At 63.6% G+C, this 23,442-nt stretch carries 20 protein-coding genes, 1 tRNA gene and 1 riboswitch; of the genes, 14 read left to right on the forward strand and 7 right to left on the reverse strand.

What is annotated here, in order from left to right:
- Positions 1-11: 11 nt before the first annotated feature.
- The 4 genes from BBF93_RS05410 to hisC all read left to right on the forward strand — a co-directional run bounded on the left by BBF93_RS05410 (position 12) and on the right by hisC (position 6,298).
- Positions 12-2,846: a phosphoenolpyruvate carboxylase gene (locus BBF93_RS05410; RefSeq protein WP_114105249.1), complete on the forward strand. Its 2,835-nt coding sequence runs from the start codon at positions 12-14 to the stop codon at positions 2,844-2,846.
- A gap of 210 nt (positions 2,847-3,056) precedes the next feature.
- The gene (locus BBF93_RS05415; RefSeq protein WP_162173996.1) at positions 3,057-4,034 is read left to right on the forward strand and encodes a LysR family transcriptional regulator; all 978 of its coding nucleotides are present in this window, start codon (positions 3,057-3,059) and stop codon (positions 4,032-4,034) included.
- A 65-nt stretch (positions 4,035-4,099) separates the two neighbouring features.
- Positions 4,100-5,149 (forward strand): LacI family DNA-binding transcriptional regulator, encoded by a 1,050-nt coding sequence (locus BBF93_RS05420; protein ID WP_084324124.1) that lies wholly within the window; start codon positions 4,100-4,102, stop codon positions 5,147-5,149.
- A gap of 45 nt (positions 5,150-5,194) precedes the next feature.
- The gene (hisC, locus tag BBF93_RS05425; protein WP_114105250.1) at positions 5,195-6,298 is read left to right on the forward strand and encodes a histidinol-phosphate transaminase; all 1,104 of its coding nucleotides are present in this window, start codon (positions 5,195-5,197) and stop codon (positions 6,296-6,298) included.
- Here hisC and panC read toward each other — a convergent pair.
- Positions 6,282-7,163, reverse strand: a complete 882-nt coding sequence (gene panC / locus BBF93_RS05430) for a pantoate--beta-alanine ligase (protein ID WP_114107006.1) — start codon at positions 7,161-7,163, stop codon at positions 6,282-6,284. The two genes, hisC and panC, sit on opposite strands and share 17 nt — an antisense overlap.
- 67 nt (positions 7,164-7,230) lie before the next feature.
- On the opposite strand from panC, the gene BBF93_RS05435 reads away from it, so the two are divergent.
- The 4 genes from BBF93_RS05435 (at position 7,231) to tgt (ending at position 11,343) form a co-directional block, all read left to right on the forward strand.
- Positions 7,231-7,707 carry a hypothetical protein gene (locus BBF93_RS05435; RefSeq protein ID WP_114105251.1) on the forward strand — a complete coding sequence of 159 codons (477 nt, stop codon included), beginning with the start codon at positions 7,231-7,233 and terminating at the stop codon, positions 7,705-7,707.
- Between the two features lie 60 nt (positions 7,708-7,767).
- Positions 7,768-8,655 (forward strand): division plane positioning ATPase MipZ, encoded by an 888-nt coding sequence (locus BBF93_RS05440; RefSeq protein ID WP_084324125.1) that lies wholly within the window; start codon positions 7,768-7,770, stop codon positions 8,653-8,655.
- Between the two features lie 102 nt (positions 8,656-8,757).
- Complete coding sequence (locus tag BBF93_RS05445) at positions 8,758-9,900, forward strand: serine hydrolase (RefSeq protein ID WP_114105252.1); 1,143 nt, start codon at positions 8,758-8,760, stop codon at positions 9,898-9,900.
- Positions 9,901-10,203: 303 nt separating this feature from the next.
- Positions 10,204-11,343 carry a tRNA guanosine(34) transglycosylase Tgt gene (gene tgt / locus BBF93_RS05450; protein ID WP_114105253.1) on the forward strand — a complete coding sequence of 380 codons (1,140 nt, stop codon included), beginning with the start codon at positions 10,204-10,206 and terminating at the stop codon, positions 11,341-11,343.
- 20 nt (positions 11,344-11,363) lie between these two features.
- Here tgt and BBF93_RS05455 read toward each other — a convergent pair whose 3' ends face one another.
- Entirely contained in the window at positions 11,364-11,975 is a 612-nt protein-coding gene (locus tag BBF93_RS05455; RefSeq protein WP_035594777.1) for a hypothetical protein, read from the reverse strand.
- 114 nt (positions 11,976-12,089) lie between these two features.
- Between BBF93_RS05455 and BBF93_RS05460 the strand changes: the two genes are divergently transcribed.
- Positions 12,090-12,165 (forward strand) — tRNA-Lys (locus BBF93_RS05460).
- Between the two features lie 249 nt (positions 12,166-12,414).
- The gene (locus BBF93_RS05465) at positions 12,415-13,761 is read left to right on the forward strand and encodes an amidohydrolase family protein (RefSeq protein WP_035594384.1); all 1,347 of its coding nucleotides are present in this window, start codon (positions 12,415-12,417) and stop codon (positions 13,759-13,761) included.
- 188 nt (positions 13,762-13,949) lie between these two features.
- Here the strand turns inward: BBF93_RS05465 and BBF93_RS05470 are convergent, their stop codons facing one another.
- Positions 13,950-15,125: an acyl-CoA dehydrogenase family protein gene (locus BBF93_RS05470; protein WP_035594386.1), complete on the reverse strand. Its 1,176-nt coding sequence runs from the start codon at positions 15,123-15,125 to the stop codon at positions 13,950-13,952.
- A 93-nt stretch (positions 15,126-15,218) separates the two neighbouring features.
- Between BBF93_RS05470 and BBF93_RS05475 the strand changes: the two genes are divergently transcribed.
- Entirely contained in the window at positions 15,219-15,983 is a 765-nt protein-coding gene (locus BBF93_RS05475) for a LuxR C-terminal-related transcriptional regulator (RefSeq protein WP_035594388.1), read from the forward strand.
- An 81-nt stretch (positions 15,984-16,064) separates the two neighbouring features.
- On the opposite strand, the gene murC is transcribed toward BBF93_RS05475, so the two are convergent.
- Positions 16,065-17,474, reverse strand: coding sequence for a UDP-N-acetylmuramate--L-alanine ligase (gene murC, locus BBF93_RS05480; protein WP_035594390.1), 1,410 nt, complete (start codon positions 17,472-17,474; stop codon positions 16,065-16,067).
- A 107-nt stretch (positions 17,475-17,581) separates the two neighbouring features.
- Between murC and BBF93_RS05485 the strand changes: the two genes are divergently transcribed.
- Positions 17,582-18,094 (forward strand): (d)CMP kinase, encoded by a 513-nt coding sequence (locus BBF93_RS05485; RefSeq protein WP_035594392.1) that lies wholly within the window; start codon positions 17,582-17,584, stop codon positions 18,092-18,094.
- Between the two features lie 14 nt (positions 18,095-18,108).
- Positions 18,109-18,948, forward strand: a complete 840-nt coding sequence (locus tag BBF93_RS05490) for an LD-carboxypeptidase (protein WP_114105255.1) — start codon at positions 18,109-18,111, stop codon at positions 18,946-18,948.
- Positions 18,949-19,226: 278 nt separating this feature from the next.
- Here BBF93_RS05490 and BBF93_RS05495 read toward each other — a convergent pair whose 3' ends face one another.
- From BBF93_RS05495 to BBF93_RS05505, 3 genes are read right to left on the reverse strand one after another with little or no spacing between them, the layout of a single operon-like run.
- Positions 19,227-20,645, reverse strand: coding sequence for an NAD(P)(+) transhydrogenase (Re/Si-specific) subunit beta (locus tag BBF93_RS05495; RefSeq protein ID WP_114105256.1), 1,419 nt, complete (start codon positions 20,643-20,645; stop codon positions 19,227-19,229).
- A gap of 3 nt (positions 20,646-20,648) precedes the next feature.
- The gene (locus tag BBF93_RS05500; protein ID WP_370454411.1) at positions 20,649-21,020 is read right to left on the reverse strand and encodes a proton-translocating transhydrogenase family protein; all 372 of its coding nucleotides are present in this window, start codon (positions 21,018-21,020) and stop codon (positions 20,649-20,651) included.
- A complete protein-coding gene (locus tag BBF93_RS05505; protein ID WP_114105257.1) occupies positions 21,017-22,144 on the reverse strand; it encodes a Re/Si-specific NAD(P)(+) transhydrogenase subunit alpha in 1,128 nt (375 codons plus the stop codon). Before BBF93_RS05505 ends, BBF93_RS05500 begins: the two co-directional genes overlap by 4 nt.
- A gap of 59 nt (positions 22,145-22,203) precedes the next feature.
- On the opposite strand from BBF93_RS05505, the gene BBF93_RS05510 reads away from it, so the two are divergent.
- Positions 22,204-22,971 carry an SDR family NAD(P)-dependent oxidoreductase gene (locus BBF93_RS05510; RefSeq protein WP_114105258.1) on the forward strand — a complete coding sequence of 256 codons (768 nt, stop codon included), beginning with the start codon at positions 22,204-22,206 and terminating at the stop codon, positions 22,969-22,971.
- A gap of 213 nt (positions 22,972-23,184) precedes the next feature.
- A riboswitch (cobalamin riboswitch) is annotated at positions 23,185-23,373 on the forward strand.
- Positions 23,374-23,442: the final 69 nt, after the last annotated feature.

The raw sequence follows: 23,442 nt of genomic DNA on the forward strand, positions 1-23,442 counted from the left end.
GGACCAGAGACATGAAGACGACACGTATCGAGCCGACCCTCTCGGCCGCCGGAGAATACCTGCGCCTGCAGGCAGAGCGGATTGCCGAAGATCCGATGACCAATTCGGTCTTCGCCCTTGCGCAGACCCTGTTTCAAAACATCGAGCAGGGCGAAACCAGCCTGGACGAGGTTGGCGGCCTGATTGATGAAACGCATCTTCTCCTGGTCAGCCAACGTGCCGAGCGTCTGCGGGAACGTCACGCGGGCGCCCGGCCCGAGAAAGCCTGGGCGCCGGTCAGGTCGAGACTGGACGCTCTTGCGGGTCAGGGCTTTGAAGCTTTTCGGGCGGAGATCGAACAGGCGCGCGGGGGCATTGTCTTCACCGCCCATCCGACTTTCGTGCTCTCGCCCGAGCTTCGCGCTGCGATTGCCGGAGAAGCGGTCAAGCCTGGCAAGCGGGCGCGCGCGGCGCTGGAGAAGGCGTTGCAGGCCGATGCGCGCGGCTGGAACCGGTCAATCACCCTGGCCAGCGAGCATGACGAGGCGCAGATGGCTCTTCTCAACGCGGCGGACGCTCAGCAGCGGTTTGCCGCGCTCGTCTACGATGTCGCGCGGGCGCATTTCCCCGAAAGCTGGAAACAGCTCCGGCCGGTCCTGCCAACCATCGCAAGCTGGGTCGGGTATGATCTTGATGGCCGGACCGATATCCATTGGTCGCATTCGATTACTTTTCGTCTGAACGAAAAGGCCGATCAGATCCGGCGCTACCACGCCCGCGTGCAGGCGATCCTGGAGGCCCATCCCGCCGCCACTGGTCTCGCCGCCTTGCTGGAGCGGCTTGATCTTGCCGCAAGTGAAACCGCGCTTCAGGCGGCCATGTTCAGCGGAGACCTTCAGAACCCGGAACATCTGGTTGCCGCGGCTAATCGTCTGACTGCCGAAGGCCCTGGCCGGCTCACGGATGCGGCCGAGATCGTCGCGGCGCTGGATGACGCCCTGGCGGCATCGGACGGGGCAGGCGATCTGGCCCGGGACCTTCTGATCCTGCGAGCCCAGGTCGAGAGCCAGCAGCTTGGGACGGGCCGCATCCATCTGCGGGTCAATGCTGCCCAGATTGCCACGGTCATCAGCCGCGAACTCAATCTTGATGCGGACGAACGCAGCCTCGGCCGGCTGGCGCTGGCAGAGCTTTCGCGCCGCGCCGCTGCGCCCAGGCCGGTGGACGTCAACTTCGCAGATCTGTTCCTTGAACAGTCCACCGCGCGCCGCCAGTTCATGATGTGCGCGCAGATCCTCAAGCATATTGATGCGGGTTCGCCGATCCGCTTCCTCATTGCGGAGAGCGAGAACCCTGCCACCGTCATGGCGGCCCTCTATCTCGCCCGTCATTACGGCGTGAACGGAAAACTCGACATTTCACCTCTGTTTGAGACGCCCGAAGCGCTGGAAACCGGCGGTCGTTTCATTGAGCGGCTGCTCGATGAGCCTGAATTTGCCGCCTATGTCCGCCGCCGGGGGCATCTTGCGATCCAGCTTGGCTTTTCCGATTCCGGGCGCTTCATCGGCCAGATTGCCGGCAATATGGCAATTGAGCGTATCCACAATCTGATCCTGCGCGCCCTGGCGCCGCGTGTGCCCGGCGCGGGTCTTCTCATCTTCAACACGCATGGGGAGTCCATGGGCCGCGGGGCCTGGCCGGGCAGCTTCGAGCAGCGCTTCGATCACCTGCTCACCCCCTGGACACGCACCAGAGCGCACATGCTGGGTGTGCGGATCATTCACGAGTCAAGTTTCCAGGGCGGCGATGGATATCTCCATTTCGCAACCCCCGAACTTGCCGAAACGACGCTCGCGCACTGGTGCGCCCATCTGCTCGCGCCGCCGCCGGAAAGTGCTGCAGCCGATCCGTTCTATACCCGGACAGATCTGGTCTGGGATTTTTACCGCGCCCTGCGTGCCTGGCATGAGCGTTTCTTTGCCAATCCCGATTATGGCCGTCTGCTGACTGATTTTGCGCCCGGCTTTGTCGTCACCGCAGGCTCGCGCCAGACGCGGCGTCCCTCAGGGGCTGCCGGGCCGCGCGCCCTGCGTGCGATCTCTCACAATGCAGAGCTCCAGCAGCTTGGCATCCCTGTGAATACAGCCTCCGGTATCGGCTCCTCCCTGCAGCGGGAAACAGACCGGCTGGTCGATCTCGTCAATACCAGCCCCCGGATGCGCAGCCTTGTCCAGCTGGCATGGCGCGCCCGGCTGCTCAGCAGCCTGCCCGTGCTGCGCGGCTATGCGTCGGTCTATAATCCCGATGTCTGGATTGCCCATGCCCGCGCCTCCACGCCGGAAACCACATCGGCCTATCGCGGCGTCTATTATGCCCTGCGCGACGGGGAGACCGCCCTGTCGGTCAACCGGACCGCAAACCTCCTCGCCATCGATCTTGACCGGTTTGATCGTCTGCTCGCCCGCCTCGATGAAGCCCCCTCAACGGTCACGCGCCATGAAGACCGTATCAATCTGCATGTCGTCCATGGCATCCGTCAGGCGCTGATGATGCATGCGTTTTCTCTCGTCGGGCGCCTGCCGCGTATCTCGGAGCGTCACGACACCAGCCTGCGCGACATCATCCGCCTCGTCACCAGCCTGCGGATTGGCGAATGCGTCGATCTGCTGGGGCGTATCTTTCCCCCCTCGCAGGACCAGCTGACACGCCTGTCGTCCGTCACTGAAGCGGGCGGGGCGGAGGCCGGATCGGCGCAGTATGGCTATGATCACATCCATGCCAGCATCATTGCACCGTTGGACCGGATCGATCAGCTACTTCATCGCATCAGCTTGTCCCTCAACCATCCCTATGACGCCTTCGGCTAAGCCGGCGCCCAGAGGCCTTATCCTGCGCCAGGGGCAGAGTATCTTTTTGGGGAGGCCGCCCTGCAACGCCCTCGGAAGAGGCGAGTTCCGGTACTCGTTAATCAACCAGAGGTCATGTGGGCGCGCTGCTTCAATCAATTGCAGGGAGATTACAGGCAGGCTATCGGCTATGATTATTCTCGGGCTCTGCGATTGGCTAGGTGGCTGCGTATGAATACTGAACGGCTGGATTGGGATACTTTGCGGGTATTTCGCGTCGTGGCGGAACTCTGCAGCATGAGCGGTGCTGCGGCGCGGCTCGGGGAGTCCCCGCCCACCATCAGCCGCAAGATCGATGATCTGGAAACCACCCTCGGCACGCAGCTTTTCATCCGCTCCACGCGGGGGGTGGAGCTGACCGAGGCCGGGAAGGTGGTGCTGCGCTACGCCCACCAGATGGCCGAAGCGGCCAACACGCTCAAGGATCAGGCGGGTGCCCAGCGCGCGCCGGTCGAGGGGCGGATCGTCCTGTCAACGGGTGACGGCATCGGGCCCTACTGGCTGGCCCCGCGCCTCCACGAGTTCCAGAACGACAACCCGCGGGTCCAGATCCGGATGCTGGTCAATGACGAGCCGGCAGACGTCACCAATGGTGAGGCGGACATCGCCCTGCACTTTGCCGAGCCGAAAAGCCATGAACTGCTCCACCATAAGCTGGGCGTGCAGCATTATATCGGCTTTGCCTCCCGCGATTACTTCCGAGAGCGCAAACCGCCAGAAAGCCTGTTTGAATATTACAAGTATCGCTGCCTGATGCACTCTTCCTATGTGAACCAGGTGGAGCGCTGGGCGCCTAAGGTGTCCGAACTGCGGCGGATGATCGATTATGCCTTCGTCTCCAATTCCGGCACCGCGCTGATCCAGTCCTGCGCGGCCGGGGGCGGGGTGGCCATCCTGCCGTCCTTCGTTGCCGCCATCGACAACCGGATCATTCCGCTCGACCTGCCGGAGATCGCGCCCATCCAGTTCTGGGTAGCTTATACTGAGCGCTTCCGCCGGCGTCCGGAGGGCCAGCTGTTCGTCGACTGGATCCGCAAACGGTTCGAGCAGGATGATGCGATGTGGTTCCGCGAACAGTTCGTCCATCCGCGCGATGTGTTCTCGAATGTGCATATTTTCCCGGCTGCGGCTGCCCGCCGCGAACCGTGATTGTCGCGCCTGCCGTTGCTGCCATTGCGCGAGGGTCAGCTCGCGTCCTATGATCCCCGGCAGCATTGATCTGGCAACGGCATCGGGCCGAGGGGGATACCATAGACACAAGTGACCGGCGCCCTGCGACCATCGTTGATGTCGCCCGCGAAGCAGGTGTTTCCTTCAAGACGGTGAGCCGCGTTCTGAATGGTGAGCCGAACGTGCGCGGGGAAACGCGCGCGCGGGTCATGGAGGCGGTGGCAAGGCTTGGCTATCGCACCAACCAGCACGCCCGCAGCCTGCGCGCCGGTCAGAGCCGCCTGATCGGCGTGTTCTATTCAAACCCGTCGCGGAACTATATCGGTGAAATCCAGATAGGCGCGCTGGAGCGCGGCAATGCCGAAGGCTTCAGCATTGCTTTCGAGCATCTGGAGGAAGGCCCGGATGGCACCATCCCGCCAAGAGGCGGTGCGGCGCTGGCCGGTGTGGTCCTTACGCCGCCCCTCACCGAAGACCGCGCGCTCATCGACAGCCTGATTGCCTCTGACACACCTTTTGTGCGCCTCTCCCATACCGAAGCGGAAGGGGAGGTTGGCCACATCACCATGGATGACGAGGCCGCCGCGCGCGAAGTGATGGAGCATCTGTTTGCGCTGGGTCACCGGCGCATTGGCTTCATTGCCGGCACGCAGAGCCATCCCCAGGCCCAGCTACGCGAAGCCGGTTACCGCGCCAGCCTTGCTACAGCCGGCATTCCGGTTGACGAGTCCCTCATCGCGCGCGGCACCTTTGATTACGAATCCGGCCTGTGGGCCGCCGCAGAAATTCTCGCGCGCACGCCCCGGCCTACGGCCGTCTTCGCCAGCAACGACGATATGGCCGCTGCCGTGCTGGCGGTGGCGTTTCGCTCTGGCCTGCGTGTGCCCGAGCAGCTGTCGGTCGTCGGCTTTGACGACACCCCGCTCGCCTCCATCGTCTATCCGGCGCTGACCACAATCTATCAGCCGAGCCGGGAAATGGCCTCGGTCGCCGTGGGGATGCTGCTGGAGAAACGGGCGTCCGACGCGCCGCAAAGGGCGTGCCTGCCTTACCGGCTGGTGGTGCGCGAAACCACCGCAGCGCCCGGGGCCTGAGCCCCCCATTCCCCGGGCCCCGGCTTTCGTGTAAGCGCCGTGCCCATGAACAAGCCCATCAGCCAGATCGCGCCCCTCCCGCACATTGCTGCCACCAAACCCTATGTTCCGGGCGGCAAGCTGCATGGCGCCAAGGGGCCGGTGGCGATGCTCGCCTCTAATGAAAATCCCTTCGGGCCAAGCCCGAAAGCCATCGAGGCGGCCAAGGCCGTTGTCGGCGGGTCGCATGTTTACCCCGATCCTGACTATGGCGCGCTGCGTGCTGCGATCGCCGCGGCCAAGGGCATTGGCGATGTCTCCCGTGTCGTCACGGCGGCCGGATCAGACGAGATCATCCACCTGCTGACCCAGTGCTATGCCGGGCCGGGGGACGAAGTTCTGTTCACCGAGCATGCTTTCTCGATGTACCGCGTCTCTGCCGGCGCCCACGGGGCCACCTCCGTCACGGTGCCGGAAACGGACATGACCGCCGGCGTCAACGCCATCCTCGGCGCCGTCAGCCCCCGCACGAAAATCCTGTTCCTCGCCAATCCAAATAACCCGACCGGCACGATGCTCTCGGTGGACGAGTTGAAAGCGTTGCAGGACGCGCTGCCCCCGCATGTCCTCTTCGTGATTGACGGGGCCTATTCGGAATATCTCGGCCCCGAGTATGAAGCGCAGCTGCGAGACCTCGTGGACCGGCGCGACACCACGGTGATGATGCGCACCTTCTCCAAGATCTATGGCCTGGCCGCCATGCGTCTTGGCTGGGCCTACATGCCCGCCGCCATCGCCGCGATCTACCAGCGCATCCGGGGGCCGTTCAACGTCAACGCCATGGCGGCGGCGGCTGGCATCGCCTCCGTGGGGGACGAGGATTTCCTCAAGATGTCCCGCGACCACAACACGAAATGGCGTGCCATCATGACCGATGCGCTCAATGCCATGGGCCTGCCCACGCCGCCCTCGCACGCCAACTTCATCGTTACGGAGTTTGGCTCTGCCGAGCGTGCCGCCGCCGCCAACCAGCACCTCAAGGATAACGACATCCTCGTTCGCGCCATCAGCGGCTACGGCCTGCCGACAAAGCTGCGTATCTCCGTCGGCAGCGCAGAGGACAATCAGCGCTTCCTGGACGCAATGAACGCCTTCACCGCGTCACGCTGATATTGTCGATCAGGCGGGTCTTGCCCAGCCAAGCCGCTGCCAGCAGGCGTGCAGCCGCGCCTTCCTTCATCGGCTCATCGGTAGGAAGCGCCTGAAGCGTCGCCGGGTCTACCAGCGTCACATAGTCGATCTTCCGGAAGCCGGCGGTGACAATATGGCCTTCGGCTTCCTTCAAGGCTTCTGAGGGCAGGGCGCCGAGCGCCAGGCGGACGGAGGCCCGGTGCATAGCGGCGAAGATCGCGCCAGCGGCGCGCCGTTCCTCAGGGGAAAGGTACAGATTGCGGGAAGACTGGGCGAGGCCATCGGCATCGCGTTTCGTCTCGCCGCCGATGATCTCGATGGGGAAGCCAAGATCGCGCACCATCCGGCGGATCACCTGCAGCTGCTGGTAATCTTTCTCCCCGAACACGGCCACATCCGGCTGCGCGTGCAGGAAAAGGCGCGCCACCACCGTGGCCACGCCATAGAAGAAATGCGGCCGGTAAATTCCGTCCAGAAGGTCCGACATCGATTCGACGCGCACATTCGTCACCGATCCTTCGGGATACATTTCTGCAACAGTAGGCAGATAAACGGCCGTGCAGTTAACGCTCGCCAGCTTGGCAATATCCTCGGCCTCGCGGCGCGGATAGGTGTCGAAATCCTCGCCTGGGGCGAACTGCGCCGGGTTGACGAAAATGCTCGCTACCGTGCGCGTCACCTTTTCCTTAGCCTTTTCAATGAGCGACAGATGCCCCTCATGCAGGGCGCCCATGGTGGGCACGAAACCAACGGTTTCGCCCGCCTGTTTCCATGCCCTGACGCGCGCCTGCAGCTCGCTGCGTGTGCGGATGATCTCTACCGAGTTTTCTTTCGTGGAATTCACTTTCCAGATGCCCTGCTTCAAGATGAAGTTAATGCGTTGTTAACCCATACGCGGGAATTTTACAGACATGACCCAGCGCATCGTAACCACTCTCCGCTCGCTCGCACTTCTCGGTGCTGTTTCGCTTGGCCTTCGCAAGGGAAACATCGCAGAAAGGCACCCCGAACCCATTCTGGGCAGCCTGCGCCCGGATGATGAGAACGATGCCTGGATGTTCGAGAGGTCTGAGACCAACCTTGCCTCCGGTGCCTACATGCTGGAGCAGGAGTATTCCCGCGTCTCCGGTGCTCTTTCGGCGCTTCGCGGTGTGCTGTCCAGCCTCGCTCGCGTTCCCGAAGCTGCCGAAATGGCTTACAGCGCCCCGGCCGATGCTCCGCTCGCCATCGATCCAATGCTCTTCGACGAAGAGCGTGCGGCGATCCCGGTGCTCACCAACGTTGCTCCTTTCGAGGACGACGACCTCTTTGTCGAACATACATTCGCTCTGCCGCGGACCGGTGCCAGCCATGGGCTGCCCGTCGAAGTCCTGCAGCGCGTAGCCTAAGCACGCCTGACGTACGTTTGACCGGCGGATATCCGCCGGAGGAATTGTGGAGTTCCCCGGATGCCCGCCGACGGCGTCGCTCATATCAGTCGCGTTCCGGGTATGGGTCTTGAGGCTCCTGCGCGGGACGCGCGTGTCATTGTGATCGGCAATGAAAAGGGCGGGGCGGGCAAGTCCACCGTCTCCATCCACCTGTCCATCTCCCTGCTGCGCACCGGCAAGAAGGTCGGCGTCATCGATCTTGATGTCCGCCAGCGCTCGCTCACCCGCTATCTCGAAAACCGCGTCCGCTGGGCCCAGAACACCGGCGCCACACTCGTCATGCCGGAAATCGTCCGCGTCGAGGCCAGCCAGGAGCGCGACCTTGACCGCGCCGAGGCCGAGGAGCGCGAACGCTTCGAATTCGGCCTCGCCCGCCTGAAACAGACCTGCGACTTCATCCTGATCGACGCGCCGGGCGGCGACACCTTCCTCTCCCGCATCGCCCATCGCAGCGCCGATACGCTGATCACGCCCCTCAACGACAGCTTCGTCGATTTTGACCTGCTGGGCGACGTGAACCCGCAGACGCTTGAGGTCCTGCGCCCCAGCTTCTATTCCGAAATGGTGTGGGACTGCCGCAAGCGCAAAGCCCAGACCAGCCGCCGCCCGATTGATTGGGTAGTGATGCGTAACCGGATGTCGCCGCTGGCGGCCCGGAACAAGGAGCGCGTCGGCGGCGCGCTGGAAAACCTCTCCAAGCGCATCGGCTTCCGTCTCGCGCCGGGCCTCTCCGAGCGCGTGATCTACCGTGAGCTTTTCCCGGCCGGTCTCACGCTTTTGGACCTCACAGAAGCCGGCTCCAACGTCGCCTTCACGATGAGCCACAAGGCCGCCCGCCAGGAATTGCGCGATCTCGTCATCGTGCTGCAGCTGCCCGAACTCGCCGGCGCCAGCATCGACTTCTGATCGCCCCCGCGTCAGGCTTGCCACTTATCCACAGCTGGCCTACCCAAACCGGAATAATCGGACCCGCCAGAAGGCCGGGCCAAATCCTTTTGGGGGAAACCAATGAGCCAGACCGAAATCCACGGGCATGTGGAGCCGCGCTTCGCCGCCGTCCGGGATGCTTTCGCGCAGAACTTTGCAAATGGCGCCGAGAATGGCGCCGCCTTCTGCATGACGCTGGAAGGCAAGCCTGTGGTAGACATCTGCGGCGGCTATGCGGACGAAGCCCAAACCAGGCCCTGGCAGAAGGACACGATCGTCAACGTCTACTCGACCACCAAGACGATGACCGCGCTCACCGCGCTTTACCTGGCGGACAAGGGCGCGCTGAAGTTTGAAGACCCCGTCGCGAAATACTGGCCCGAATTTGCCGCCGCCGGAAAGGCAGATGTCACCGTCGCCCATCTGATGAGCCACTCGGCCGGCCTCTCGGGCTGGAAAGAGCCGCTGGTGCGCGAAGACCTCTACGACTGGGAAAAGGCCACCAGCCTCCTGGCTGCGCAGGCCCCTTACTGGACGCCCGGCACCGCGCCCGGCTATCACGCCATGACGCAGGGCTATCTCGTCGGCGAAGTCATCCGCCGCGTGGCGGGCGAAACGGTCGGCACCGTTTTCCGCAAGGAAATCGCCGAACCTCTCGGCGCGGACTTCCATATCGGCCTTCCGGCTACGGAGGATCACCGCGTCGCCGATCTCACGCCTCCGCCAGCCTCCGGCACGTTGGGGCAAGGCACGGCAGATCCGCTCATCGCCAACATGGCCAGCAACCCGCCGATCAACCCGCTGGACACGCGCACCCGCGCCTGGCGCGCCGCCGAAATCCCCGCCGCCGGCGGCACGGGCAACGCCCGCTCGGTCGCCCTCGTCCACACCATCCTCGCCAATGGCGGCTTTGCGGGAGGCAAGCAGATCATGTCCGAAGCCGGATGCCGCAAGGCGCTGGAACTCCAGATCGAAGGCAATGACAAGATCCTCGGCATCCCGGTGCGTTACGGCCTCGGCTTTGGCCTGCCCGGCGGGGTCGCGAATTTCCCCAACCCCAACACCATCTTCTGGGGCGGCTATGGCGGCTCCCTCGCCGTCATCGACATGGACCAACACGCCACCTACGCCTACGTGATGAACAAGATGGCCCCCACCACCACCGGCGACCTGCGCGCCTTCGGCATGCTGATGGCCGCCTGGCAGGTGTTCATGACGGGGTGAGGTGCGCGGTTGGAACTTCCGGAACAAACGCCAACGCGCAGCCCTCACCTCCCACGCCCTTCGGGCGCGGGCCCCTCCTCTCCCAGAGGGAGAGGGGTTAAGGGGAGCGCAACGCCAAACCCCTCTCCCGCGAAGTGGGAGAGGAGGGGCCCATCGCAAAGCGATAGGAGGTGAGGGCAGCACCCTCCAGAAGCTCATCTTGAGCGAAGTCGAAAGATAGAGCGGGCTTGCTCCCTCTCCCCCAAACCTGCCGCGCAGCCTCCCCACTTGGCTTCCCGCCCCCGCGCGCCTATACGCCCGCCCATGACCACGTTCCCCTTTGAAATCAGCGTCCGCGAGGGCAAGGCGCGCACCGGGCGCCTGAAAACCCCGCGCGGCGACATCCGCACGCCCGCCTTCATGCCCGTCGGCACCGCTGGCACGGTCAAGGCGCTCTATATGGATCAGGTCAAAGGCGCAGGGGCCGACATCATCCTCGGCAACACTTACCATCTGATGCTCCGCCCCGGCGCAGAGCGCGTGAAGAAACTCGGCGGCCTGCACAAATTCTCCGGCTGGCGCGGTCCGATGCTGACCGACTCTGGCGGCTTCCAGGTCTGGTCGCTCGCCCAGCTGCGCAAGATGGACGGCGACGGCGTCACCTTCCAGAGCCATATCGACGGCTCCACCCACCGGCTCACCCCCGCCCGCTCCATCGAGATCCAGGCAGACCTCCTCGGCGCTGATATCTCCATGCAGCTTGATGAGTGCACGAATTTTCCGTGTACGCATGAAGAAGCCGCTCGCAGCCTTGAGCTTTCCCTCCGCTGGGGCGAGCGCAGCCTCGACGCCTTCGGTGCCCGCGACAGCCAAACCCTCTTCGGCATCATCCAGGGCTCAAACTTCCCGGACCTGCGCGAACGCTCTGCCAAAGGCGTTGCGGCTCAGGGCTTCGGCGGCATCGCGCTGGGCGGCCTCGCCGTCGGCGAAGGCCACGCCCAGATGTGCGCCACCATCGACATGACCGTGCCGCATCTTCCCGATCACATGCCCCGCTATGTCATGGGCGTCGGCAAACCCATCGACCTCGTGGAAAGCGTTGCCCGTGGCATCGACATGTTCGACTGCGTACTGCCCACCCGCTCCGGCCGCCACGGCCAAGCCTGGACCTGGGATGGCCCGCTCAACCTCAACAACGCCAAATTCGCCGAAGACATGGGGCCCCTCGACGAAGCCGTCGATTGCCCGGCGAGCCGCGATTACACCCGCGCCTATCTCCACCACCTCTTCAAGGCCGGCGAATATCTCGGCCCCATGCTGCTCTCCTGGCACAACACCGCCTTCTTCCAGGCGCTGATGGCAGAGATGCGCGCGGCCATCGCCGAGGGCCGCTTCGAAGCCTTGCGCGCAGAGCTCAGCGCCCGCTGGGAAAGCACAAAGTCAAAACCGAAAGCGGAGGGTTAGGGGAAGCCCATTGGCGCCCCCTACTTGTACTGAATCTTGCTGTCTTTCTCGAGCAGCTGCAGCGCGCCGAAATCCGGCTGCGCTGGCGGCGGGCAGCCCAGCGCCTGGCCATAGCCCTTCAGATAGGCCCGCCGCTGCGCGCCGATCTTGAAGGCCTGATTGTATTTCTTCTCATGGCTCTGCGCCCCGGTTGCCTGGCGCAGCAGGCCCCGGAAGGGGATCCACCCGGTCGATACATTGCGCACCGTATCCAGTGCGGCATCGGCCGCCTCATCGGCCAGGATCTCGCTGTTCAGCCGCGCGTCCGGCGCGCCGCTGTCCCAATCCCGGCCCAGCACGGCGTCCAGTTCGATGATGTCCATGGCGATTCCGGCGCAGGTCATTTCTTCTTCCGGGCCATAGGGTGAGGCCATGCCCGCCAGAAGCTGTGGAATTTCGCGGCGGCGCAGGTTGAAGTCATCCAGCGGGGCGGAGGCGGCTCCCGCAAGACCATCGCGGGTCTGGCTGGCAGCATCCCCGGCGGCGGTGCTGAGGGTGCGGCTCATCGAGCCGCTTTCGGAGGTATTTTGCGCCCCGCTCGCGCAGGCGGAGAGCATCAGGGCGGCCAGAAAAGGCAGTGCAATGTGTCGCATCCGGCAATCAGATGTGAAAAATATGGCCACATCAAGCCTCTGCGTGCAGGGAAGTGTTGACCGGCCCCGACTCCCGGCCTAAATGGCCGCTTCGGTCTTTCGAGGCCGTCGGTCGTGCCCATAGCTCAGCTGGTAGAGCAACTGACTTTTAATCAGTAGGTCACAGGTTCGAACCCTGTTGGGCACACCATCTTCTCCAGAAATTCAAGGCTTTGATCGGCGCAAAGACGCGCGCCGGAAATCTCCCCTTGCGGTGAGCAAGCTTGCGCGTGATCGCCTCACAATGGGTTGAGCAGTGAGGTTAATCCCGGTCTGCCGGTTGTCAGCCAGGGGAATCCCTGTTCCCTTACCGCACCCGCCGCCGCCAACCGGCGCCCTGATGACGCGGTCTCAACTGGCCTTGCCCGTCGCGTCGCCCCAGAGAAAGGATCGCCCCGACATGCTCCGCTCGCTTGTTCTGAAATCCGTCCTTGCCGTCATGGCGCCCCTGGCGGCGCTGGCCGCCTGTGTTGCGCCTCAGCAGACCGATGTGCTGGTGGTGGATGCCAGCGCCATATTTGATGGTCGCGATGTGATCCGTGATGCCCGCCTCGTGGTGCGGGAAGGGCGCGTCGAGGCGGTTGGTCCGCAGTCGGAGATCGCGGCACCGGCCGGGGCTGAGATACTGGACTATGGTGACCGCTTCCTCATGCCCGGCATGATTGCGTCCCATTCCCATGTTGGCACCGTTTCTGGCACCGAACATGGCGGGCGCTTCTATAGCCGCGAAACCGTGGAGCGCGATCTTGCGCAATTCCAGCGCTATGGCGTGGTGGCTGTGAATGCCCTGGGGCTCAATCGCCCGCTGTTCCATGAGCTGCGCAAGGAGTTGCGCGGGCCGGGTCATGACGGCGCAGACCTTTTCGGCGCCGGCGCCGGTGTCGGCGCGGTGGACGGCGCCCCGCCGATGGACCGGATGGGCGTGATGCCCGATCAGGCGATGCGGCCCGCCACCCCGGAAGAGGCCCGCGCGGCCGTCAGGGAAACGGCGGAAGCCGGGGTCGACATCATCAAGATCTGGGTAGACCCGATGGGGGGCCAGGTGCCGAAAATGCCGGAGGCGATCTACGCCGCCGCCATTTCAGAGGCCCATGCCCAGGGTCTGCGCGCCGCCGCCCACATCCATGATCTGGAAGATGCCAAGGGCGTCATCCGCGCCGGTGTGGACATTGTCGGCCATGGTGTGCGGGATGCACCGGTTGATCAGGAACTCATCGCGCTGATGCTGGAACAGGATGTCTGGTACGTCCCCACGATCAACATAGACGAAGCCAACTATATCTATGCCGAACACCCCGAATGGCTGGAAGATCCGTTCTTCCTCGCCGCGCTCAGCCCAGAGCTGGAGGCCCAGCTGCGCGATGAGGCCTGGCGCCAGCGCGCGCTGGACGGCGCCGGAAGCGCCCGGATGGCGGTGATGAACAATCTGCGCAATCTGCAGCGTCTGCATGCTGCAGGGGTGAAGGTCGCCCTTGGCACTGATTCCGGCGCTACGGCGCTGCGCATCCCGGGCTTTGCCGAACACCGGGAGCTTGAGCTGCTCGTACTGGCCGGCATGACACCAACAGAAGCGCTGGCGGCGGCCACCGCAAACGGCGCGGCCCTGATGGGGCTTTCTGATCGCGGCCAGCTTGCGCCTGGCTTCGTGGCAGACTTCCTGGTGCTGGAGGCCGATCCAACGGTAGACATCCGCGCCACCCGCTCCCTCGCCGAAGTCTGGCGCGGGGGGTATCGCGTCGATCAATAGGCGCCCTGTCTGTCACGGGGGTGGCCGAAGCTGTCCGGATTTGTCCGAAAATGTCCGGAAGTGTCCGCCCGTGTCCGCGTCCTGTCCGCTGGATAACCGGAATTGTCGCAAAAACTCCTTGTTTTTACAAGGTTTTGTGGCGTACCAGCCCCTTCGTAGCCTTCCAGCAAAAAAATTACGCCACCCTCCTAAAGTCCGAGCACCCCCTTGGCGATGATCCCCCGCTGCACCTCATTGGACCCGCCATAGATCGAGCCGGCCCGGTTATTGAGATAGCGGGGCATGGCCGTCACCAGCTCCGCAGGCCCAACCGGCGGCGTGTTGGAAAGGGGGTGGACCGCCTCCAGCTGGTGAACGCCCGCATAGAGGCCATTGGCCATCACGGCCACCTCATCCACTGCCTGCATCAGCTCAGTGCGTTGAATCTTAAGCATTGATGCGGCCGGCCCCGGCGGCTTGCCACTGGAAACGGCGGAGAGAATGCGCTGCTCTGTGCCCTTGATCGCCTCCAGCCCGGTGGACAGCTCCGCCACCCGCCGCATCAGGTCTGCCTCGCCCAGCCCCGTCACATAGCGTTGCAGCCGCGCGATCCCGGCCTCCAGCCCTGCGGAGGAGCCGCCCGAACGCTCGAATTCCAAAAGATATTTTGCGACCGACCAGCCATCATTCTCCTCGCCCAGACGGCCGGATTTGGGCACCCGCACATCATCGAAGAACACCTGGTTCAGCTCATGCTCCCCCGCCAGCGTGATGATCGGAGCGACCTTGATTCCCGGCGTGTTCATGTCCAGCAGCAGGAAGGTGATGCCCTTCTGTTGCTTGGCCTCAGGATCAGTCCGCACCAGACAGAACATCTTGTTGGCGTGATGGGCATGGGTGGTCCAGATCTTGGTGCCATTCAGCACGTAATCGTCGCCATCACTCACCGCCCGCAGCTGCAACGACGCCAGATCAGAGCCCGAGCCCGGCTCCGAATAGCCCTGGCACCAATAGTCCTCGCCCGAGAGAATCCGCGGCAGGTAATGGGCTTTCTGTTCCGGCGTGCCGTAACCGATGATGCACGGCCCCACCATGCCCAGCCCCATCGGCGCCAGCCCCGGCGCGCCCGCGCGGGCGCACTCGCTGGCGAAGATATAGCGCTGCATCTCGCTCCAGCCGGGGCCGCCATATTCCTTCGGCCAATGCGGCGCCACCCAGCCGCGTTCATGCAGAATGCGCTGCCAGGGCAGGGTGAATTCCGGCTCGATGAAAACGCTGGTGGCCAAGCGCCCGGCAGCGGCCAGTTCCGGGGTCAGCTTGTCCTTGAGGAAGGCTCGCACTTCTTGCTGAAATTCGATATCCTGCGGTGACAGATCTAGGTTCATTGCGTCGCCTCCCGGCTTTTTCTCTGGCTTTCTGAAGTTGGAGCAAGCGGGTCAGCGCGAGGCAAGCTGACGGAATTGATAGGGCCCCTTTTGATGGACAGCGACGGCCGCGAACCGGCATTCGGCGAGGTCATGCGCCTGGCGCGGGAGATCGACCAGGCCGGGCGGGACATCGGCCTGCCCTATATTGCTGTCAGCGCCGACCTTTCAGACCCCTCGCCGGTGGTGGGCGATGATGGCCGGCCGCTGGCCGAGACGGTGTTCCGCTGGGTGGACCCGAACCTCGCCTATTGGAAAGACCGGGCCTTTGCCCTGCGCGCGGGCATCATCCGTGTGGTGCGCGTCTGCGGAGAACCCTTTTATTATCATCAGGGCAAGATGCACAGCTGGCGGCAGGTGCGTGCGCTGGAGGGGGTGAACCAGCGCATCGATCCGGAGGCCTATGGCTCTTACGGGGTGCAGGGGGCGATCATTGCGCCGATCCATTCGCCGATGGGGGTGATTGGCGCCGTCGTCTGGGCGACGGATGACGCATCAGCCGATATTCCCAGTATTTTCAAGGCACATGGGCCAAGGCTTTACCTGCTGGCGCTGCGCTTCCTGTCCGCTTATCGCGACGCGGCGTTGCCCGCGGCGGCGACGGAACTGGTGGAGTTTACCCGCCGGGAAGCCCAGTGCCTGAAATGGGCGGCGGCGGGGAAAACGGACGCTGAAATCGCCACCATCATGGGCGTTTCGGCCCCCACGGTGCGCTTCCACATGACCAATGCCAGCCGCAAGCTGGGCGTTTCAGGGCGCTCGCAGACCATCCGCCTGGCAACGACGCTCGGCTATATCGGGCAGGGCGGCGGGGGCTGAAAACGCCCTCGAAAGCTCCCCAAAAAAACTCCAACCATTCCTCCAACGGAGGGGCAAAAGCTCCAACGGCGTTGGAGTTTTTCACCCCTTCGGCCGCGCCTTGAGGCTGGCCAGAAGCTCCTGCGCGAAGAGGGTGAGGGTGTCATCGCGCGCGCCCATGACGAGGATACGGTCGCCGGGTTCAGCCAGCTCCAGAAGGCGGGCGCCGCAGGCGGCGCGGTCGCCCAGTGCTTCGGCCTGGCGGCCAAGGGCGCGGATGTCTGCGGCGAGATCCTGACTGCCGACCGAGCGGTCTACCGTGCCGCCAAAGTAAGCCGGCTCCGGCATCAGGAGGATGTCTTCAGCGTCCAGATTCTCCGCAAAGCATTCGGCAAATTCGCGGCGCATGTTGCGCAGGGGGCCAAAGCCGTGGGGCTGGAACATCACGAGGACGCGGCCTGGGAACTGGTTCACGGTGCGCAGGGTGGCGGTGATCTTGTCCGGGTTGTGGCCGAAATCATCAATCACGGTGACGCCGCTTGTCGTGCCGATCACATCGAAGCGGCGGGAGATGCCGGCGAAGCTGCCGAGCGCTTCGGCAGCCTCTGCCAGCGTGACGCCGCAGGCCAGGGTGGCGGCAATGGCGGCGAGGGCATTGGAGGCGTTGTGGCGCCCCGGCGTGGCGAGGCGGATGGAAGCGGTCTCGCCGCTTTGTTGGTCGTGTACGGAGAAAGTGATATGGGTGGGCGCGGGCGCAATGTCGCGCGCCGTGAGGCGGGCGGCGGGGTTCTCGAGGCTGTAGGTGATCGCTTCGGGGAAATCCGCTGCCATGCGGGCGGTTTCGTCATTGTCGAGGTTCAGCACGACCGTTTCGGCGCGGGATGCAAAGCCGCCAAAGAGCGCGCGCAGCTCGTCCATCGATTTATGGTCGAGCGAGATGTTCGAGATGACGGCGACGCGCGGATTATAGCCGGCGATGGAGCCATCGCTTTCATCGACCTCGGAAACGAAGATGCCACTGTTGCCGACGAGGGAGCTGGCGAAGAGGGCGTCCGGTGTCTGGAAATTCTTCATCACGGCGCCGTTCATCACGGTGGGGCTTTTGCGCAGCGTGTGGAGTATCCAGGCGATCATGCCGGTGGTGGTGGATTTGCCGCTCGTGCCCGCCACGCCAATGGCTGTGGGCGCGGCGTTGAAGAGGGCCGAGAGCATCTGCGCCCGGCTCATCCGCTTCGCGCCGACACGCAGGGCGGCGGCAATATCGGGCACGGTGTCTTCCACGGCGGCCGAGGCGACGACGACCTGCTCGGCCCGCGTCACCCCGCTGCCATCCTGCGGATAGAGGCGGATGCCGCGAGACCGCAGATAGTCAAACTTCGCAGGTGTGCGTCCCTGATCCAGCGAGCGGTCAGAGCCCTCGATGATATGGCCCTGATCGAGCAGGATCAGGGCCAAAGGCAACATGCCGGAGCCGCCAATGCCGCAGAAGAAGTAGGAGGTGGGGTGAGTCATGCAGGCTCAGTCATAACTATGAAATCTGAAACTCAATGTAGTGGATTGTGCAGCTTTGTATATTCATCAGAACTGTGGGAGTTGCGCGCCTATTGGGAACGTCCGATATGATTGAAGTGCGAGACATAGATGAGCTTTTAAGCACCCTTCGAGCTGTTGTGGCACGGACGTGCATTGTCACCATCGATGGATGGCATGGCTCTGGTAAGTCCACATTGGCAAGTAATTTGGCCAATAGAATTGGGGCTAAACACTTAGACCTCGACTCGTTTTTGATTCCGGATCAGCGGGTATTTGTTGAAGCAATCCGGTACGAACAGCTTCAGCCCGCGATAGACAAAGCGAGTGACTCTTTAATTGTTTCCGGCGTGTGTATGTTGGAAGTATTGAGGCGTGTTGATGTGGTCCCCGACTGCAAAATCTACCTCAAAAGAATGGCTGATTGGGGGTGGGCGGATCAAGATGAAATTGAAGGTCAAAAGCTAGAGATAGTTGCTGAGGCTCTTGGAAAGCAGGTCTCCGAATTCGCCTTATCACTTGAGGTGCGCACCTATCACAGAAATCACATGCCACATGAAAATGCTGATATAGCATTCCTGCGATATGAGCGTTCTGATTGACCCAAGAGAATTAGATGACAAGCAAAGAAATACGCATCGGCATAGTCGCCCCCGGGAGGGCTCTCGATCAGTCCATTGCGGATCGCGTGACCGCTCTTGCGGGAGACGCGGCGGAGCTCATCTTCCATCCCCAATGTTTCCTCCGCGGCGGCCATTTCGCCGGGCCGGATAGCGCGCGCGCCGATGCCTTCGTGGAGTTTGCGAACGACCCCAGCCTTGATGCGATCTGGTTTGCGCGGGGGGGGTATGGGGCTTGCCGGCTCTTGGAGACCGCATTTGAGCGGCTGGGGGAGGCGGCGCGGCGCAAGACGTATATGGGGTATAGCGATACTGGGTTCCTGCTGGCGCGGCTGGCGCGGGAGGGGATTGGCCGGGTGGCGCATGGGCCGATGCTGGCGGATATTCTGCGCGAGGGCGGCGAGGCGGCCGTGCGCCGGGCGATCGGGTTTCTGAGCGGGGCGGACGGCGAGGCGGGCGTGGAGCCGGGCACGCGCGCGCCGGGGAAATATGCCGCCTATAATATCAGTGTGCTGGCAAGTTTGATCGGGACGGTGCATGCGCCCGACCTTTCGGGCGTGACGCTGCTGATCGAGGATGTGGGCGAGTATCATTACCGGCTGGACCGGCTGATGTTCACGCTGACCTCCAGCGAGACGGTGCGCGCGGCGGCGGGCATCCGGCTGGGCCGGTGCGGGCCTATTCCGGTGAACGATGTCGATTTCGGGCAGGACGAGGAAGAGATTGCGCGGCATTGGTGTGCGCGCAGTGGCATTGCGTATCTTGGCCGGGCGGATATTGGCCATGATGTGGAGAACAAGATCGTGGTGTTTGGGGCACGCTCGGCGAGCGTTTGAAATTCTCTGCGTTTCGTCACCCTCGACCGGCGCAGCCGGTCTGAGGGCCCATCTCCTCAACTTTCCGCATGCGTAACATTTATGGGTCGTCATCCCGGTTTCGCCAAAGGCGAAGACCGGGACCCAGTCTTTCTTTGCGCTGGGTCCCGGACATTTGCTGCGCAAATTCCGGGATGACGACACACTGATATCGCCGGGTTCGACGGGTCAGGAAATGGGCCCTCAGATGCGCTTGCGCGCATCGAGGGTGACGAAAGCAACAACCGGCATTAACCGGATCACAGCGCCTTGACGATATCCTCGACCATCTTCTTGGCGTCGGCCAGGAGCATCATCGTGTTGTCGTGGAAGAACAGCTCGTTCTCGATGCCGGCATAGCCCGAGCCCATCGAGCGCTTGATGAACAGCACCGTGCGGGCGTTTTCCACGTCGAGGATGGGCATGCCATAGATCGGCGAGGTCTTGTCGGTCTTTGCCGCCGGGTTGGTCACGTCGTTCGCGCCGATGACGAAGGCCACGTCCGAGGCGGAGAATTCCGAGTTGATGTCTTCGAGTTCGAAAACCTCATCATACGGAACCTGAGCTTCGGCCAGCAGCACGTTCATGTGACCCGGCATCCGGCCCGCGACGGGGTGGATGGCGTATTTCACTTCGACGCCTTCGGCTTTCAGCTTTTCGGCCATTTCCTTCAGCGCGTGCTGGGCCTGGGCGACCGCCATGCCATAGCCCGGCACGATGATGACCTTGGAGGCGTTCTTCATGATGAAGGCGGCGTCGTCTGCCGAGCCCTTCTTGTACGGACGGTCCACACGGGCGCCGCCTGCGGCAGCGGCCGCATCCTCGCCGCCGAAGCCGCCGAGGATGACCGAGATGAAGGAGCGGTTCATGCCCTTACACATGATGTAAGAGAGGATCGCGCCGGAGGAGCCGACGAGGGCGCCGGTGATGATGAGCGCGAAGTTGCCGAGCGTGAAGCCCAGCGCGGCGGCGGCCCAGCCGGAATAGGAGTTCAGCATCGAGACGACGACGGGCATGTCTGCCCCGCCAATCGGGATGATCAGCGTGATGCCGAGGATCAGCGCCAGAGCCGTCAGCCCCCAGAAGGCCCAATGGGCGGCGCCGCCGGACTGGATGAGTATCACCGTCAGGGCGATGATGCCGACGGCGAGCGCGATGTTCAGCACGTGGCGGGCGGGCAGCAGGATCGGCGCGCCGCTCATATTGCCGTTGAGTTTGGCGAAGGCGATGACCGAGCCGGTGAAGGTCAGCGCGCCGATGGCCGAGCCGAGGCCGAGTTCGATCAGCGAGACGGGATTGATGCCGGTAACGCCGAGGATGCCGAAGCTGCCGGGGGCGTACAGCGCAGCGGACGCCACGAGCACGGCGGCGAGGCCGACGAGCGAGTGGAAGGCCGCGACGAGCTGGGGCATGTCCGTCATCGGAATTTTACGCGCGATGATGGCGCCGATGGTGCCGCCGATGGCGACCGCGCCGATCATCAGGGCCCAGGTGGCCGGATCCAGCGAATCCCAGAGCAGGATGATGGTGGTGGCAACGGCAATGGTCATGCCGATCATGCCGTTGCGGTTGCCCTTCTGGCTGGTGGCCGGGCTGGAGAGGCCGCGCAGGGCGAGGATGAAAAGGATGCCCGAGACGAGATAGAGCAGGGGCGCCCAGGTGGAATGGAACTGGTCCATAGGTCAGCTCCCCTTCTTCTTGTACATGGCGAGCATGCGCTGGGTGACCAGGAAGCCGCCGAAGATGTTGACGCTGGCAAGGGCGACGGCGATGGCGCCGAGGATCTTGGCGACCCAGCCTTCCGAGGAGAGGCCATGGGCGGCCGCAGCGACGAGCGCGCCGACGACGATCACGGACGAAATCGCGTTCGTCACGGCCATCAGCGGCGTGTGCAGCGCGGGGGTAACCGACCAGACGACGTAATAGCCGACGAAACAGGCGAGCGCGAAGATCGCCGCCAGGAACACGGTGGAGTTGATGCCGCCAGCATCGGCAAAGGCCGGGAGCGCGAAGGCGGCGAGGGCGAGGGAGCTGGCAAGAGCGCGTTTCATCACTTCAGCCTTTCGCTAACGGTTGCGCCGTTCCGGGTGAGCAGCATGGCGACGACGACTTCATCCTCGGTGTCGAGGGTGAGGGCGCCGCCTTCGGCTGTGATCAGCGGAAGGAAGGCGAGCAGGTTTTTGGCGTAGAGAGACGAGGCGTCGGCCGGCAGGCGGGCGGGCAGGTTTGAGAAACCGGCCACTTTCACGCCGCCGACATCGACGATCTCATCGGCCTTCGAGAGCGGGCAGTTGCCACCCTGGGAGACGGCCATGTCGACGATGACCGAGCCGGGCTTCATCGAGCGCACCATTTCTTCGGTGATCAGCACCGGCGCGGGGCGGCCGGGGATCAGCGCCGTGGTGACGACGATATCCTGCTTGGCGATGTGGCTGGCGGTCAGTGCGGCCTGCTTCGCCTGGTATTCCGGCGACATTTCCTTGGCGTAGCCGCCGGAGGTTTCGGCCGCCTTGAACTCGTCATCCTCTACCGCGATGAACTTGGCGCCGAGCGAGGCGACCTGTTCCTTGGCGGCGGGGCGGACATCGTTTGCCGTGACGACCGCGCCGAGGCGGCGGGCGGTGGCGATGGCCTGGAGGCCGGCCACACCGGCGCCCATGATGAAGACTTTCGCCGGGGCAACCGTGCCGGCCGCCGTCATCATCATCGGCATGGCGCGGCCATAGATCTGCGCCCCTTCGATGACGGCGCGGTAGCCAGCCAGGTTTGACTGGGACGAGAGCGCATCCATCGACTGGGCGCGCGTGATTCGGGGCGTGAACTCCATCGAGAGCGCCGCGATCTTCTTCGCGTTCAGCGCCGCAAGCTCCTCGGCCGGGTAGGCGAAGGGCTCCATCAGCGCGATCAGCGCGGCGCCATCGGGCAGGGCGCCGATCTCGCCAGGCTCCGGGCGGCGGACCTTGAATACAATGTCTGCGCCCTTCGCCGCCTCAGCCGCCGAGCCAGCAATGCTGGCGCCTGCTTCGGTAAAGGCTGCGTCCAGGAAACCGGCAACGGTTCCCGCTCCTCCCTCGACCGTGACCGTGTGGCCCAGGCCAATTAGCTTCTTGACTGTCTCCGGAGTTGCCGCCACGCGGGTCTCGCCGGGTCGCCGTTCTTTGAGCACTGATATCTTCATGGCGCTCTGGATTAGGTTAAACTTTGCGCCGTGCAATAGTTATTTTGAGGGTTTAGGGCATGAGTATGTTTAGTCTGGCTAATCGCGTGGCTTTGGTTACCGGAGCGTCAAGCGGTCTGGGGCGCCATTTTGCGCATGTTCTGTCCGATGCCGGGGCAACCGTTGTCCTTGCGGCACGCCGGATGGACCGTCTTGAAGAGGTTGCCGCCGCGATCAACCGCAAAGGCGGCAATGCGCTTTCGGTGGCGATGGACGTGACCGATGATGGCAGCATCGTGGCCGCTTTCGACTCGATCAAGGAAGCACTCGGCCGGCCCGCCGACATCATCGTCAACAATTCCGGCATGTCCCGCGAGGGCTGGTTCCGCGACATGAGCGAGGAAGACTGGAACGCGGTGATCGACACCAACCTCACCGGCGTGTGGCGGGTGGCCAAGCATGGCGCAAACGCCATGGTTGCGGCCAAGGCCAAGGGTTCGATCATCAACATCGCCTCGATCACCGGCCTCCATCCGCAGGCGATGACGACGGCCTATTGCGTCTCCAAGGCCGGGGTTGACCACATGACCCGCCAGATGGCGCTGGAAATGGCCCGCTATGGCGTGCGGGTGAACGCGATTGCGCCGGGCTATTTCAAGACCGAGATCAATGACGATTTCCTCGACAGCGAGCAGGGCATGCAGATGATCCGCCGCATCGCCATGCGCCGCATTGGCGACATCAACGAACTGGCCGGACCGCTGCTGCTGCTGGCGTCAGACGCAGGCAGCTTCATGACCGGCTCGACGCTCGTGGTTGATGGCGGGCATCTGCTCAACAGTCTTTAACAGGACGGCTTCCAGCCAGATCCCGATCTTCGTCACACTCGATGCGCGCAGCGCATCTGAGTGCCCATCACCTGAACTTGCCATTGGCTTTATCGGCGAGGTTTGGAGATGGGCGCTCAGATGGCCTGAAGGCCATCGAGCGTGACGAAAGGTGAGGGAGTGGAGAACGGCCATATCGATGCCCCCGCTTGCCGCCCCGCAAAATCCGCATTACAGCGCCTTCACGCGACAGGTGCCCGGTAAAGTCCGGGTGAAAAGGGAAGCCGGTGGGAATCCGGCGCTATGCCCGTAACTGTGAGCGGGGAGCCGTGAGAGCCATACGCCACTGGGAAACCGGGAAGGCAGCTCTCTCCGGCGATGATCCGCAAAGTCAGGAGACCTGCCTGTTGCCGTCGTTGGCTCGCCGTCCGGGAACAGGCGTAGGGCCGCGGAAGGCACCCTTCCGTTCATGCGACATGTCATGAACCCGCC

The organism is Hyphomonas sp. CACIAM 19H1 (assembly GCF_003325995.1).
GTDB lineage: Bacteria > Pseudomonadota > Alphaproteobacteria > Caulobacterales > Hyphomonadaceae > Hyphomonas > Hyphomonas polymorpha.

Excerpts from the sequence above, each read along its gene's own strand:
- BBF93_RS05410 (WP_114105249.1), top strand. The coding sequence starts at position 12 with ATGAAGACGACACGTATCGAGCCGACCCTCTCGGCCGCCGGAGAATAC.
- BBF93_RS05415 (WP_162173996.1), top strand. The coding sequence starts at position 3,057 with ATGAATACTGAACGGCTGGATTGGGATACTTTGCGGGTATTTCGCGTC.
- hisC (WP_114105250.1), top strand. The coding sequence starts at position 5,195 with ATGAACAAGCCCATCAGCCAGATCGCGCCCCTCCCGCACATTGCTGCC.
- BBF93_RS05435 (WP_114105251.1), top strand. The coding sequence starts at position 7,231 with ATGACCCAGCGCATCGTAACCACTCTCCGCTCGCTCGCACTTCTCGGT.
- BBF93_RS05440 (WP_084324125.1), top strand. The coding sequence starts at position 7,768 with ATGCCCGCCGACGGCGTCGCTCATATCAGTCGCGTTCCGGGTATGGGT.
- BBF93_RS05445 (WP_114105252.1), top strand. The coding sequence starts at position 8,758 with ATGAGCCAGACCGAAATCCACGGGCATGTGGAGCCGCGCTTCGCCGCC.
- tgt (WP_114105253.1), top strand. The coding sequence starts at position 10,204 with ATGACCACGTTCCCCTTTGAAATCAGCGTCCGCGAGGGCAAGGCGCGC.
- BBF93_RS05455 (WP_035594777.1), bottom strand. The coding sequence starts at position 11,975 with ATGCGACACATTGCACTGCCTTTTCTGGCCGCCCTGATGCTCTCCGCC.
- BBF93_RS05465 (WP_035594384.1), top strand. The coding sequence starts at position 12,415 with ATGCTCCGCTCGCTTGTTCTGAAATCCGTCCTTGCCGTCATGGCGCCC.
- BBF93_RS05470 (WP_035594386.1), bottom strand. The coding sequence starts at position 15,125 with ATGAACCTAGATCTGTCACCGCAGGATATCGAATTTCAGCAAGAAGTG.
- BBF93_RS05475 (WP_035594388.1), top strand. The coding sequence starts at position 15,219 with ATGGACAGCGACGGCCGCGAACCGGCATTCGGCGAGGTCATGCGCCTG.
- murC (WP_035594390.1), bottom strand. The coding sequence starts at position 17,474 with ATGACTCACCCCACCTCCTACTTCTTCTGCGGCATTGGCGGCTCCGGC.
- BBF93_RS05485 (WP_035594392.1), top strand. The coding sequence starts at position 17,582 with ATGATTGAAGTGCGAGACATAGATGAGCTTTTAAGCACCCTTCGAGCT.
- BBF93_RS05490 (WP_114105255.1), top strand. The coding sequence starts at position 18,109 with ATGACAAGCAAAGAAATACGCATCGGCATAGTCGCCCCCGGGAGGGCT.
- BBF93_RS05495 (WP_114105256.1), bottom strand. The coding sequence starts at position 20,645 with ATGGACCAGTTCCATTCCACCTGGGCGCCCCTGCTCTATCTCGTCTCG.
- BBF93_RS05505 (WP_114105257.1), bottom strand. The coding sequence starts at position 22,144 with ATGAAGATATCAGTGCTCAAAGAACGGCGACCCGGCGAGACCCGCGTG.
- BBF93_RS05510 (WP_114105258.1), top strand. The coding sequence starts at position 22,204 with ATGAGTATGTTTAGTCTGGCTAATCGCGTGGCTTTGGTTACCGGAGCG.